This is a genomic window from Sphingomonas sp. PP-CE-1A-559 (genome assembly GCF_004340965.1).
Classification (GTDB): Bacteria; Pseudomonadota; Alphaproteobacteria; order Sphingomonadales; family Sphingomonadaceae; genus Sphingomonas.
This window is the reverse complement of the sequence record NZ_SLYA01000004.1, coordinates 168135-181567: the sequence shown is the minus strand read 5'-3', so window position 1 is coordinate 181567 and position 13433 is coordinate 168135. Positions and strand designations below refer to the sequence as shown.

The 13433-nt window shown below is 65.4% G+C and carries 14 protein-coding genes; 7 read left to right on the top strand and 7 right to left on the bottom strand.

The features are described 5' to 3' along the window. Nucleotides 1-6: 6 nt before the first annotated feature. The 4 genes from C8J42_RS14270 (at nucleotide 7) to C8J42_RS14255 (ending at nucleotide 3833) form a co-directional block, all read left to right on the top strand. Entirely contained in the window at nucleotides 7-1317 is a 1311-nt protein-coding gene (locus tag C8J42_RS14270) for a cytochrome b N-terminal domain-containing protein (protein WP_133020593.1), read from the top strand. A gap of 21 nt (nucleotides 1318-1338) precedes the next feature. Beyond that, nucleotides 1339-2181: a cytochrome c1 gene (locus C8J42_RS14265; protein WP_133020592.1), complete on the top strand. Its 843-nt coding sequence runs from the start codon at nucleotides 1339-1341 to the stop codon at nucleotides 2179-2181. A gap of 139 nt (nucleotides 2182-2320) precedes the next feature. Then, nucleotides 2321-2869, top strand: a complete 549-nt coding sequence (locus C8J42_RS14260; RefSeq protein ID WP_133020591.1) for an adenine phosphoribosyltransferase — start codon at nucleotides 2321-2323, stop codon at nucleotides 2867-2869. Between the two features lie 253 nt (nucleotides 2870-3122). Next, the gene (locus C8J42_RS14255; RefSeq protein ID WP_207897137.1) at nucleotides 3123-3833 is read left to right on the top strand and encodes a hypothetical protein; all 711 of its coding nucleotides are present in this window, start codon (nucleotides 3123-3125) and stop codon (nucleotides 3831-3833) included. A gap of 273 nt (nucleotides 3834-4106) precedes the next feature. Here the strand turns inward: C8J42_RS14255 and C8J42_RS14250 are convergent, their stop codons facing one another. The 4 genes from C8J42_RS14250 to C8J42_RS14235 form a co-directional block, all read right to left on the bottom strand. Next, entirely contained in the window at nucleotides 4107-4568 is a 462-nt protein-coding gene (locus C8J42_RS14250; protein ID WP_133020590.1) for a MaoC family dehydratase, read from the bottom strand. An 11-nt stretch (nucleotides 4569-4579) separates the two neighbouring features. Continuing rightward, complete coding sequence (locus tag C8J42_RS14245) at nucleotides 4580-5776, bottom strand: ectonucleotide pyrophosphatase/phosphodiesterase (RefSeq protein ID WP_243644475.1); 1197 nt, start codon at nucleotides 5774-5776, stop codon at nucleotides 4580-4582. A 390-nt stretch (nucleotides 5777-6166) separates the two neighbouring features. Continuing rightward, nucleotides 6167-7816 (bottom strand): hypothetical protein, encoded by a 1650-nt coding sequence (locus C8J42_RS14240; RefSeq protein ID WP_243644448.1) that lies wholly within the window; start codon nucleotides 7814-7816, stop codon nucleotides 6167-6169. A gap of 51 nt (nucleotides 7817-7867) precedes the next feature. Further along, nucleotides 7868-8209: a hypothetical protein gene (locus C8J42_RS14235; RefSeq protein ID WP_133020588.1), complete on the bottom strand. Its 342-nt coding sequence runs from the start codon at nucleotides 8207-8209 to the stop codon at nucleotides 7868-7870. A 124-nt stretch (nucleotides 8210-8333) separates the two neighbouring features. Here C8J42_RS14235 and C8J42_RS14230 point away from each other — a divergent pair, with 124 nt between their 5' ends. Further along, complete coding sequence (locus C8J42_RS14230; RefSeq protein WP_132833614.1) at nucleotides 8334-8573, top strand: hypothetical protein; 240 nt, start codon at nucleotides 8334-8336, stop codon at nucleotides 8571-8573. A 541-nt stretch (nucleotides 8574-9114) separates the two neighbouring features. Further along, nucleotides 9115-9516 (top strand): excalibur calcium-binding domain-containing protein, encoded by a 402-nt coding sequence (locus C8J42_RS14225; protein ID WP_243644447.1) that lies wholly within the window; start codon nucleotides 9115-9117, stop codon nucleotides 9514-9516. 21 nt (nucleotides 9517-9537) lie between these two features. Here the strand turns inward: C8J42_RS14225 and ychF are convergent, their stop codons facing one another. After that, complete coding sequence (ychF, locus tag C8J42_RS14220) at nucleotides 9538-10635, bottom strand: redox-regulated ATPase YchF (protein WP_056047251.1); 1098 nt, start codon at nucleotides 10633-10635, stop codon at nucleotides 9538-9540. Nucleotides 10636-10962: 327 nt separating this feature from the next. On the opposite strand from ychF, the gene C8J42_RS14215 reads away from it, so the two are divergent. Next, nucleotides 10963-12027 (top strand): NAD(P)-dependent alcohol dehydrogenase, encoded by a 1065-nt coding sequence (locus C8J42_RS14215; protein WP_133020587.1) that lies wholly within the window; start codon nucleotides 10963-10965, stop codon nucleotides 12025-12027. A 193-nt stretch (nucleotides 12028-12220) separates the two neighbouring features. Here C8J42_RS14215 and C8J42_RS14210 read toward each other — a convergent pair whose 3' ends face one another. Next, the gene (locus tag C8J42_RS14210; RefSeq protein ID WP_133020586.1) at nucleotides 12221-12826 is read right to left on the bottom strand and encodes a TIGR02466 family protein; all 606 of its coding nucleotides are present in this window, start codon (nucleotides 12824-12826) and stop codon (nucleotides 12221-12223) included. Then, nucleotides 12823-13392, bottom strand: a complete 570-nt coding sequence (gene pth / locus C8J42_RS14205; RefSeq protein WP_133020585.1) for an aminoacyl-tRNA hydrolase — start codon at nucleotides 13390-13392, stop codon at nucleotides 12823-12825. Before pth ends, C8J42_RS14210 begins: the two co-directional genes overlap by 4 nt. Nucleotides 13393-13433 lie beyond the last annotated feature (41 nt).

The following is a 13433-nucleotide window of genomic DNA, read 5'->3' as shown; positions in this document are numbered from 1 at the left end:
AACACCATGAGCTTTCCCTGGGCCAAGCAATACGAACCGAAGCTGCCGCTGACGCGGTGGCTGGATGAGCGGCTTCCCGTTCCCCGGCTCGTCTACAATTCACTCGGCGGCGGCTATCCCGTCCCGCGCAACCTCAATTACTTCTGGAACTTCGGCGTCCTCGCCGGTGCGGCACTCGCCATCCAGATCGTCACCGGCATCGTGCTGGCGATGCACTACGCCGCCAACGGCGCGGTCGCGTTCGACTCGGTCGAGAGCATCATGCGCGACGTCAACGCGGGCTGGTTCCTGCGCTACGCGCACGCCAACGGCGCCTCGATGTTCTTCATCGTCGTCTACACGCACATCTTCCGCGGGCTCTATTACGGCTCGTACAAGGCACCGCGCGAGATGGTGTGGCTGCTCGGCGTGGTCATCTTCCTGCTGATGATGGCAACCGCGTTCATGGGCTACGTGCTTCCCTGGGGCCAGATGAGCTTCTGGGGTGCGCAGGTCATCACCGGGTTCTTCTCGGCGATCCCGCTGGTCGGCGACACCATCCGCATCTGGCTGCTCGGCGGATTCGCACCCGACAACGCCGCGCTCAACCGCTTCTTCTCGTTGCATTACCTGCTGCCCTTCGTGATCGCGGGCGTCATCATCCTGCACATCTGGGCGCTGCATATCCCCGGCTCGAACAATCCGACCGGCGTCGACGTCAAGGGCGAGCAGGATACCGTCCCATTCCACCCATACTACACCGCGAAGGACGGCTTCGGGCTCGGCATCTTCATGCTGATCTTCGCCAGCCTGCTGTTCTTCTTCCCGAATTATCTCGGCCACCCGGACAACTACATCCCGGCAAACCCGCTTTCGACGCCCGCGCACATCGTCCCCGAATGGTATTTCTGGCCGTTCTACGCGATCCTGCGCGCCTTCACCGCGGACTTCATCCTGCCGGCGAAGCTCTGGGGCGTGCTGGCGATGTTCGGCTCGATCCTGCTGCTGTTCTTCCTGCCCTGGCTCGACAGTTCGCCGGTCCGTTCGATGAACTACCGTCCCAAGGCGCGGATCGCGTTCTGGGTGCTGGTCGCGGACATCCTGATCCTCGGCTATTGCGGCGGTGCACCGGCGACGGCGACCTACGTGATCCTGAGCCAGATCTGCGCCGCTTATTACTTCGCGCATTTCCTGATCATCCTGCCGCTGATCTCCCGCTCCGAGCGTCCGCGGCCGCTGCCGAACTCGATCACCGAGGCCGTCCTGGCCAATCACGGTGGCACGAGCCCGGCCCAGACCGCGCTGTCGACGGCGTCCGCGCCGCACACCGCGCACTGATACGAACTAGAGGACACACACATGGTTCGTCTCATCGCATCCCTGGTCGGCGCGGCCTTCGTGCTGGTGCTCGGCATCGCGCTGTTCGGCAGCGTCTACGGGGCCATCACCGACCCCGTCGCACCGACCGCCGAGAGCGAGTATCATCTCCACCCGAAGGAGCTGGACCTCGCCTCGAACGGCGTTTTCGGCAAGTTCGACCGTCGCCAGCTCCAGCGCGGGTTCCAGGTCTACAAGGAAGTCTGCGCGGCCTGCCACTCGCTGCGCCTGGTGGCGTTCCGCGACCTGCAGAAGATCGGCTATTCGGAGCCCGAGGTTAAGGCGATCGCCAACCAGTGGGCGATCGAGCAGCCGTCGATCAACCCGGAGACGGGCGAGCCGGCCACGCGGAAGAACATCCCGTCGGATCACTTCCCGCTGCCGTTCGCCAACGACGTCGCCGCCCGCGCTGCCAACAACAACGCGCTGCCGCCCGACCTGTCGCTGATGACCAAGGCGCGTCACGATGGCGGCGCGTACATCCACTCGCTGCTGACCGGCTACCAGTCGCAGTCGGCGAAGATGTTGAAGGAATTCCCGGACATCAAGACGCCCGAGGGTCTGCACTACAACCCGTATTTCGCGAACCTCAACATCGCGATGCCGCCACCGCTGACCTCGGATGGCCAAGTCGGCTATGCGGACGGGACGAAGGCCACCAAGGAGCAGATGTCGACCGACGTCGCGGCGTTCCTGACCTGGACTGCCGAGCCTAACCTCGAGGCACGCCATGCCGCCGGGTTCGCGTCGATCATCTTCATCCTGATCTTCTGCGGCCTCGCCTGGGGCGCGTACCAGAACGTCTGGCGCGACGTTAAGCATTGATGACGGCCGGGCTCCCGCGGTAAGGGCGCACGCATAGAGGGAGCGGCGGACGGGCGAGGAGCCCGATCCGCCGCTTTCGTTTTGGCCGTCGCGCAGCACCGCGATACGGCCGCCGCTCTGTGCGAAGAAGGGAACGTCCATGTCCGAGACCAACGAGCGCAACGCCGCCCTGAAGGCGCTGATCCGTACCATTCCGGACTTCCCCAAGCCCGGCATCCAGTTCCGCGACATCACCACCTTGCTGCTCGACCCGAACGGCTGGGCGACCGCGATCGAGCGGATGGTCGCGGCAGTCTCCGGCCCGGTCGATCTGGTCGCTGGCATCGAAGCCCGCGGCTTCCTGTTCGCCGCCGCGCTCGCTGCGCCACTCAAGGCCGGCGTCCTGCTGATCCGCAAGGACGGCAAGCTCCCCGGCGCCACCATCGCCGAGGACTATGCGCTCGAATACGGCACCGACCGCATCGCGATCCATGCCGACGCCTTCGCCCCCGGCGCGCGCGTCCTGCTGGTCGACGACCTGATCGCCACCGGCGGCACCGCCCGCGCCGCCGTCCGCCTCCTCCACAAAGCCGGCGCGGTGGTCACGCAGGCGCAGTTCCTCGTCGACCTCCCCGACCTGGGCGGCGCGGAAGCACTGCGCACAGACGGCATCGAAGCAACCGCCCTGATCCACTTCCCCGGCCACTGACCGCCCGGAGGACATGACCCCCATAGCCGTTCCCCCGCGGACGCGGGGGCCCAGCTAAATACCGTAGCGCACCGCTACCCTGGACCCCCGCGTACGCGAGGGAACAGTAAGGAGAGAGCGCCCCCGTGCGCACAGGCGCTGCGCCAGCCCCCAAACCCGTCAGACCCCATTCATGGAACTTGCGACATAAGGACTCCGTTGTGCGATGAATGGCGGCGCGTTGTGTCCGCTCTCCACGTACGGGAGAACCTCCATGTTTATGAAGCGCTTCGGCATTATCGGCCTAGCCCTGGGTCTCGGACTAGGCGTCGCAGGCTGCACCGACGGTTACGGCTATGGCGGCGTAGGCGTCGGTTATGCCAGCGACCCCTATTACGGCGGTGGCTACGGCGATGGCTATTATGGCGCAGGCTACGGCGGCGGCTATGATGGCTTCGCTGGTTACGGCGGCCTGAACTCCTATTACGGCTGGAGCGGCGATTATTATTATCCCGGTTCGGGCGTGTACGTTTACGACCGCTACCGCCGCCCACACCGCTGGAACGGCAACCAGCAGCGCTACTGGCAGGGCCGCCAGCAATATCGCGGCAACCGCAACGACGGTGGCCGTGGCAATTGGGGCGGCTTTGGCAACCGAGGCAATGGCGGCCGGGACGGCGGCTGGCGCGGCAACCGTCCGGGCTATCAGAATAATCCCGGCACGCCCGGTCAGGGTCAATTCGGCAACGGCCGTCCCGGCCGCGGCGACGATCGCGGCCGTGGTCCCGGTCGCGGCCAGTTCGGCCAACCCGGTCAGGTCGCCAACCCGCAGCAGCCCCAAGCCCAAGGCGGCTTCCGCGGTAATCGCGGCGATGGCGCATTCCGAGGCAATCGCGGCGGCGGCGGCCAGCGCTTCGGCGGTGGACGGCCAGGCGGCGGACGTCAGGGCGGCGGCAACCGCGGCGGCGGTCGTCCGGCGCAGTAACTAGAGCAGATTGGTTCACGCGAAGGCGCAAAGGCCCGAAGAGAAGGATTAGTTTTTCACGCGGAGACGCGGAGACGCGGAGAGTAGTTTAGGAAAGGCGCAGTCCACTCATCGCGACAGTGAAGCTCACGACGAAGCTCTGCCATCCTAAATCTCTCCGCGCCTCCGCGTCTCCGCGTGAACAAATCGTCTCTTAGCGCCTTCGCGCCTTCGCGTGAAAAACACCAACGTCAGACGAAAAGCCGGATTACGTGAAGGGCGATCGACTGCCAATCAACCGGTCGGCGTGCCAGCAGGGCGGGTAGCCACTAACCCGTTCGACACGAACGTCATCACCATAATGTCGTCCTGGTTGAACACCCGCATCCGGCTCTTGAAGATCCCCATCTCCGGCCGGCTCGCCGACACGCGTTTCTCCAGGATCTCGGTCTCGCACCGCAGGGTGTCCCCCGGATACACCGGCTTCACCCACTTCAACTCGTCGATCCCAGGCGACCCGAGCCCAGCCTGCTGGTTCTCCTTCAGGTTCGCGACCACCATAGACATCACCATCGCGCACGTATGCCAGCCGCTCGCCGACAACCGCCCGAAATGCGTCTGCGCGGCCGCCTCGTCGGACAGATGAAACGGCTGCGGATCGTATTTCGCGGCGAAGTCCATCACCTCCTCGCGCGTGACCGCGTAGGAACCGAACGACGCGGTCCGACCGACCTCGATATCCTCGAAATACTGCACAACCTCTCCTCTTATCGTTGCAGCACCTTCTGGAAGGGTGCGTCGGTGCCGTCCAGCCCCGCCTCGGCCGGCAACCCGATCAGATCGCGCAGCAAAGGCTCGATGGCCACGTTGTCGAAGCTGGCAATCGTCTTGCCGCGCGCGAACGCGGGCCCGTTGGCGATGAACAGCGCGCGCATCTCCGGCGCCATGTTGTCATAGCCGTGCATCCCACCGACCGAAGCCTTAGTCGGTGCGCTCGGATCGACCCGCCAGCCGACATCGGCGAGGCACAGATAGCTCGGCACGCGCGGGTTGCGCCCATAATGGAACCGCGCCGGGATCTCCCCCTTGCGCCAGCATTGCAGATGATCGTGGCGGGTCAGCAACCGCGCCTCCAGTGCCGCCTCGTGCCCCGGTACCGCGAACAGGGTCGCGTACGGCCCCATCTCGACGGTGCGATAGTCCGCCTTGTCCGCGATCGTATCGAGCGCCACGACCCGCGTGCTGCTCGTCGCCGCCATGCCGTGATCCGCGACGATCACAAGGTTCGCCCGCTGCCCCAGCGCGGCCAGCCCATCGACGAGCGCCCCAATGCTCGCGTCGACATCCGCCACCGCCTGCGTCACGCCAGCACTGTCCGGCCCACCCGCATGCCCCGCGCTGTCGACTGTATCGAAATACAGCGTCACCAGCTTCGGCCGGATCGCGGCAGGCCGCCGCATCCAGTCGAGCACCGCGTTGACCCGCTGCGTCCCCGAAACCTGCTGATTGAACTGCTGCCAGTCCTCCGGCCGCGTCCCCCCCTCGATCGCGCCGTGGCTGTCGGGCTTCACCTTGCCGCCGACCGCGACGTTCGCGCCCGGCCAGAACATCGTCGCCGTCCGGATCCCGGCCTTCTCCGCATCGACCCAGATCGGTGAACTCTCGCTCCACCAGAACGGATCGTCCGTCGCCATCGTGAACGTCTCACCCGGCCGGGCGGGATCCTCCATCCGGTTCCCGACGATCCCGCTGCTATCGGGGCGCAGCCCGGTCACCAAAGTCCAGTGATTGGGAAAGGTAATGCTCGGAAACGACGGCCGCACGCTCGCGAACACCCCGCCCGCGCGCAGCCGGTTGAGGTTCGGCGTCACCCCCCGGTCGAGATAATCCGGCCGGAAGCCATCGATTGACACGAGAATCGTAACCGGCGCCCGAGCCTCGCCCGGCATCGCAGCCGCCGCCATCGTGGTCGGAGCAGGTGCAGTGATCGGCGCAAGGGCAGGGGGCGTATACGGATATGCACACCCAGCGAGCATCAGCCCGAGTGCGGAACCGAGGAGAGCCAGCGCGTTCTTCATCATAACCGTTCGTCCCGAGCAGATGGCGACTTCGCGCGATCCCTACTCGGCACGAACGGCGAGCGAAAGCGACCGTTTGCGCAGGGCACCGGTCGCCCAACGAACAGCACCACCCCGGCGAAGGCCGGGGCCCAATTGGGGGACGTTGCTCATCGGCGTTGCGCTTCGTTACTGCCGCCTACCAAACTGGACCCCGGCCTCCGCCGGGGAGGTAAAGGAGGTGCTGAGGACGGAAGCTGAGGTGGCCGCCCGCAACACTCAGCACCAGCCGTCGGCCTACAACCCCACTGCCAGCTTGCTGAACAGCGTCCAGTTCACCGGCGTCTTCCCATACGCCGCCTCCAGCGCCGCCGACTTTGCATACGCCGCGACGGTGCCGCCAAGCGCCAACCCAAGCGGCCCGACGATCGGCACCCGGTAGGCATACCCGACCTCAGCCTTCGTAACCCGGAACTTCCGATCGTGCAGAGGATCGCCCTCGTCCGGAAACAACTCGTCGTTCGCCACGTTCTCGAATCGCCCGAACACCGCATGCCGAGGCGTCAGTTCGTACGTAGCCTCCGCCAGGAACGCGCTCAGCTTCTCCCCCGGCACCCGGTCCTTGAGGCTGTACGCAAACGTCGTCGCCAGCCCGCCCCGCGCATATTGCACACTCGCGGTCGAGCGATTCTCGTCCTCGCCGGGATGCTGCGCCTCGGGCTCCTTCAGCCGCCCATGGCTCACCTGCACCGCCCAGAACGGCGACGGCGTCCACGTCCCCCGCACGCTCCACGAATCGAGCCGCGGCGTCTCGATATTCCAGCGATGCTCGTCCGGCTCGCGCCCCTTGAACGCCGACGCCTCCAGCTGGAAGGCGGGCGTCGCATACCCCGCCGTCACCACGCCGTAGGTGATGTGCGTCGAATCGAACCAGTGATGCGTGATCGGCGACATCGGCTGATACCGCGCCGACCCCCGGTGCATGAACGCGCTCGGCCCCAGCGCCGGCTCGCCGACCGGCCCGCCATACAGGAAGACGCTCGCGCCGTTCCCCAGCCGGTAATCGACCTTCGCGGCCAGCTCCATGAACAGGTCGTGCGGATGCTGCCGATCGACCAGCGGCCGGTCGTTCGCCAGTTCCCCGGTCGCGAACAAATTGGTGTAGCCGCGCGCGCCCATCAGCGGCTCGAGGCTGTTCATCGTCCGCAACTGGATATGGAACCGGTCGCCCAGGTCGCGGTCCGCCATCAGCATCGCCATCGACTCCACGAACGCCTCGCTCTTCCCGCGCGGTCCCCCCTGGTCGGTCGCGACGCCCCACGCATAGCCATGCGCCATCAGCATCCACGCGCCCGCCTGCGTCATATACCCACGCATCGGCCCCTCGGCCGCCGGCAGCCGCGACGTCCCGCTGCCCTGGGTGTAGAACCCGGCCGACGTCCCCATCGCCATCCCGGCCATCGCCGATCCCGCCGGCATCTTCGCCAAAGCCGCATCGGATGCCGCGCGGTAGGCGGGGTCCGCGATCATCGCGTGCCCCATCGCGCCATGATCCATCGCCATCCCAAGCATCGCGGAATGATCCATCTGCGCATGATCCATACCGGGCATACCCTCGGGCATCGCAGACGGCGTGGCCGGGGTGAGGGGAGCGACCGGAGCGGGGTGGCCCATCGCCGAATGGTCCATCGTCGAATGATCGACAGCCCCTCCAGACAGCGACGGAGGAACCGCCGGCGCAGCCGAACGCGCACCCGACCGCTTAGCCACCGGCCGCGACTTCGACTTCTTCACCGTTTTCTTGGGCACCGCATCCGGCATCGTCATGCCCGGCATGGCCATGGAATGTTGCGCCACCGCGGCAACCGGCAGCACCGCTCCCACGACACCGCCCGCAAGCAGCATCGCCCTCACGGCACCAGCCGCGAGCAACCTCGATCGAGTCATAATTATATCCTTGAAAAGCCTGAAAAATCGGGGAGCATCAGCACCCGACGATCAAGCCTCTCGCGGAGGCCGCAAAGCCGGCGCGACACCCGCCCCAAGATCCAGCACCGCCGCCCGCTCGGTTACCATCGCCGGCTCCCGCAACGCCACGCCGAGTACCCGAGCGCCATTCCAGTTCGAAGGCGGCACGCACCCGATACACCCATGCAGCGGCGTGGCCTTCCGATCGGGCGCCTCGTGACCCGGCATAGCCTCGTGCGTCCCGCCCATCGCTGCCATGTCCATGACGACGGCACGCCCCCGCGCAGCAGACGCATCATGACACGCCGCCGGCGCCACCGCAGGAAACGCAAACGCAGCAAGGAGCAAAGCTAGGATCAGGCGCGCGAGCATGCCGCCGGTCTACCCCCCCGCACGACCCGCGACAACCGCGCAGTCTCTCTCCGAACCCGCCAAACCGCTCGTGGCGCTAAAGCGCAGCCTTGCCCGAAACCCGCGAAAGGTTCAGCCTCAGCGCATGAAGACCCCAACGCACTCCGAACGAACCAAAACCACCAACGCCCCCGCCGCCAAAGTCTCGATCAGGATCGGCAAACGCACGACTTTCGACGCATCGGTCACCAGCGCGGGCCTGCTGTCGGTCGGCGCGCTCGTATCCAGCATCCTCCTGTCCAGCGCAGTCATAGTCGCCGCGGCAGGCCGCAAGTCCGCAAGACGACCACTGGCATTGCCTGATCATACCAAGGCCAACGGCTAGGGCTCAATTGCGGGCATAGACACAGTAGGGAAACATTCGGTCATGCCGATATGCTCACTTCGTTACGCTCGAACCATGGCGGCCCTACTTGTTACCGTAATTGCTGGAAGTTGCAGCAGCTTGCCCAAGCGCCTGAATGTGTCCGAAAGCCGCACCTGCCTAGGCCAAGGAGGATATGAGAGCCGCAGCGCTTTCGGCTTCCCAATCTGTCAATCCCGCTACGCCGATGGCGGAAAGATGTGTGCCGACAAGGCGGATTGCCAAGGTCGGTGTCTCAGAAGCGTCGATGGACCGGGGCAGACACCTATTCCACCGGCTGGCGAAGCAGCAGAGGGGCTATGCCAAGCTGAACGATACAATCCCGGATGTTTCGCGACGATCGAAGGTGGTAAAATCACAGCAGCAGGTGAGGTGTGCGAGGACTGATAGCTACGGCTGCAATCTTATTAACACCGACATCAAGTCTTTCACCATCTTTGCCTTGCCCTAAAACAGCAACCCAACAAACATTCGTAAACCACTACGCCCGTATGGTGGCGTCATGGAGCGTTCCTTTATCACAGTCACGGCAATCGCCTCGACATTGATGTTTGCCGGTGTCTGGAAAGCCACTGAGCCGCAGCCCATTCCTGCCCCGGCTATCGTCGATACCAAGGCGGTCCCCGATATGGCGATCGCCGCGCCGCCGGTGGTGCGGCGACACGCCGTCGCGCCTGCACGGCGCGTAGCAGACGCCGAGCCCTACAACGTCGTTCGCCCAGCATTTGGATCATCGCCACCGGCCCGCCGTTCGACCAGCTCCCAGTCGGAAAGCTCGGTATTCTACAGCGGATGCCGCGAAGTGCGGGCGGCGGGGGCCGCGCCGCTTCACCGCGGTCAGCCGGGTTATCGTGCCGGCATGGACGGTGACGGCGACGGGGTAGCCTGCGAAAACTATCGCTGACCCACCGCCGCCGCCGAACCCTCAGCTATGCAGGAAGTGCATCACGTCGCCGTCGTGGACGACGTACGCCTTGCCTTCCGCGCGCAGCTTGCCGGCCTCGCGTGCCTTCGATTCCCCACCCAGCGCGATGAAGTCGTCGAACGCGATCGTCTCGGCGCGGATGAAGCCCTTTTCGAAATCGCCGTGGATTTCGCCCGCCGCCTGCGGTGCGGTCGCGCCCTCGTGGACGGTCCAGGCACGCGCTTCCTTCGGCCCGACCGTGAAGAACGTCAGCAGGTGGAGCAGCTTGTACCCGGCGGTAATGACGCGGGCGAGGCCGGTCTCCTCCAGCCCCAGTTCGCCGAGGAACTCGCCGCGATCCTCCGCCGGCATCGTCGCGATTTCCGCCTCGATCGCCGCCGACACCACGACCGCCTCGGCGCCCTCGGCCTTCGCCTTCTCGAACACCCGCGCCGACAGCGCATTGCCGTTCGCCGCATCGCCTTCGTCGACGTTGCACACGTAGAGCACGGGCTTCGCGGTCAGCAACTGCGCCTGCGCGAACACGCGCGCCTCGTCCTCGTCCTTCGGCACGGTCAGCCGCGCGGGCTTGCCTTCGCGGAGCAGCTCCAGCGCCTGGCCGAGCACGGCGGCGCCGATCTTGGCTTCCTTGTCGCCCTGCATGCCCTTCTTGGCGAGGTTGGGGACGCGCTTCTCGAGGCTTTCGAGGTCGCTCAGCATCAGCTCGGTATCGACCGTCTCGGCGTCGGCGATCGGATCGACCTTGTTATCGACATGCGTCACGTCGCCGTCCTCGAAGCAGCGCAGCACGTGGACGATCGCGTCGACCTCGCGGATGTTGCCGAGGAACTGGTTGCCGAGCCCTTCGCCCTTCGACGCGCCGCGCACCAGCCCGGCGATGTCGACGAAGCCGAGCTGAGTCTCGATGATCTTCTGCGATCCAGCGATCTTCGCCAGTGCGTCGAGCCGCTTGTCGGGCACGCCGACGTTACCGACGTTCGGCTCGATCGTGCAGAACGGATAGTTCGCCGCCTGCGCCGCGGCCGTCTCGGTCAGCGCGTTGAAGAGAGTGGACTTGCCGACGTTCGGCAGCCCCACGATGCCGCAGCGAAAACCCATGATATGCCCTTGGTATAAGAATGTGGTGGCGCTTTAGGGCAGGGCGGTCCGGAAGGCCAGCAAGGACACCTCTTCCTAATCCTCCCCCGCCAGGGGGAGGTGGTAGGCACTTGCCTGACGGAGGGGGAGGCCGGCGCAACCGCTGTTGCGTGTTCCTCCCCTCCGTCGCTTCGCGCCACCTCCCCCTGACGGGGGAGGATCGGCAGGAGCGGGTCTGATCGAACCACTCGATTGCCGCAATGCAGCAAAATTATCATACCGCTCGGTAGAGATATCGCCGCTCGCTGGTTATCATGAGCCCCTCCCCCAGAAATTCCCAGGAATTCCATGACCACGACCGCCCACGGCTACGCCGCGCAATCTCCCGAAACCCCGCTCGCCCCCTTCAGCTTCGAGCGCCGCGAGCCCGGCAAGACCGACGTCGCGATCGACATCGCGTTCTGCGGCGTCTGCCATTCCGACCTCCACACCGCCAAGGGCGAGTGGGAAGGCACGCTTTACCCCTGCGTCCCCGGCCACGAGATCGTCGGCCACGTCACCGCCGTCGGCAGCGACGTCACCAAGTTCAAGGTCGGCGACGTCGTCGGCGTCGGCTGCATGGTCGACAGCTGCGGCGAGTGCCCGTCGTGCAAGGACGGCGAGGAGCAATATTGCGAGACGACCGGGTTCGTCGGCACCTATAACGGCCCAGATCCCGTGCTCGGCGGGCACACCTTCGGCGGCTATTCGGACAAGATCGTCGTCGACGAAGGCTTCGTCCTGAAGGTCTCGCATCCCGAAGCCGACCTCGCCGCGGTCGCGCCGCTGCTCTGCGCCGGCATCACCACCTATTCGCCGCTCAAGCACTGGAAGGTCGGCCCCGGCCAGAAGGTCGGCATCGTCGGTCTCGGCGGTCTCGGCCACATGGGCGTCAAGATCGCCAACGCGATGGGTGCCGAGGTCTATGTCTTCTCGACCTCGCCCAACAAGCGCGACGATGCCAAGCGTCTCGGCGCGAAGGACCTGATCGTGTCGAAGGACGAAGCCGCGATGGCCGAACACGCCAACAGCTTCGACTTCATCCTCAACACCGTCGCGGCCAGCCACAACCTCGACACGTTCACCGCGTTGCTCAAGCGCGACGGTACGATGACTTTGGTCGGCGTCCCCGAGCACGCGCATCCGTCGCCCTCGGTCGGCAACCTGATCTTCAAGCGCCGCGCGATCGCCGGCTCGCTGATCGGCGGCATCGCCGAGACGCAGGAGATGCTCGATTTCTGCAACGAGCACGGCCTGGTGTCGGACATCGAGATGATCCGCATGGACGAGATCGAACCGTCCTACGAGCGCATGGTGAAGAGCGACGTGAAGTACCGCTTCGTCATCGACATGGCGACGATGAAGACGGCCTGATCGGGCAGGGGGCGGGGCGTTACCGCGCCGCCCTGATTCGAGAGAGCACCGTTCTCCTGCGAACGCAGGAGTCCAGGGTCAGGAACGTCGCACGATGTAACCCTGGGTTCCTGCGTCCGCAGGAAAACACCACCTCCGTCATCCTGACTTTCGTCGGGATGACGAGGTAGCGGCGAGCTGTTTCAGCCCCCAATCACCACCGATAGTTAAAACTGATACTAATCCGCTCGCCCTTGGCAGCATTCGGCACGACCTCATGCCGCAACCAGCTCTCCCACAAAAACACACTCCCCGGCTTAGGCTCGGCATAAACGAACGTCCGCAGATCCTCCGCCGCATCCTCAAGCCGGGTCGGCGCCGCCATCATCATCGGCAGCCGCGGATCCTCCAGCTTCAACGCCCCAGCCCCTTCCGGAATCGCCACATACATCGTCCCCGAAACGACGCTGTGCGGATGGATATGCCCCGAATGCGCGCCACCCGGCTTCAGGACGTTCACCCAAAGACTATCCAGCTTCAACTTCCGCCCGCCCAGATCGAACGCGCAATCCTTCGCGAACTGCGCGACATGCTTGTTCAGCACCCGCACCAGATCCCCGAACCGCGGATCGCGCAACGGCAGGTCGTTCAGCGACGCATACGACGTGTACCCGCGATACCCGTGCGCCTTCGACCACGCGACCCCGGCGCGATCTGCCTTCGCCAGTTCGAGCGCCGCGTCCTCGAGTTCTTCGACCAGATCGTCGTCGCCGAGATCGGCCTCGTAGAACCGCGTGGCAAACAGAGAGCGGGTGGTCATGGCTGCATCCTCAACGCGACATCGTTCATAAAGCGGACGTCGTCGCCTTCCGCCAACCACTTGGCCTCCGCCGCGACCGCGCCGAGCATGTCGGACAACGGCTCGATCTCGGCCTTCGCATAATTCCCGAGCACATAGCCGGTGACGCGATCCTTGTGCCCGGGATGCCCGATCCCCAGCCGCACGCGGCGAAACTCCGGTCCCAGATGCTGGTCGGTCGAGCGCAGCCCGTTATGCCCCGCGGTCCCGCCGCCGGTCTTCACCTTCACGCGGAACGGCGCGATATCGAGTTCGTCGTGGAACACCGTCAGCGCCTCGACGCCGAGCTTGTAGAACCGCAGCGCCTCGCCGATCGCGCGGCCGCTTTCGTTCATGAAGGTGGCTGGCTTCAGCAGCAGGATCTTCTGCGAGCCGATCCGCCCCTCCTGCGTCCAGCCCTGGAACTGCTTCTTGACCGCGCCGAAGCCGTGCACCTCGGCGATCGCGTCGGCGACCATGAACCCGACATTGTGCCGGTGCATCGCATATTGCGCCCCCGGATTGCCGAGTCCCGCCCAGATCTGCACGTGTGATTCTCCAAGAAACGGTCGTTGCCCGTGCCCCTACC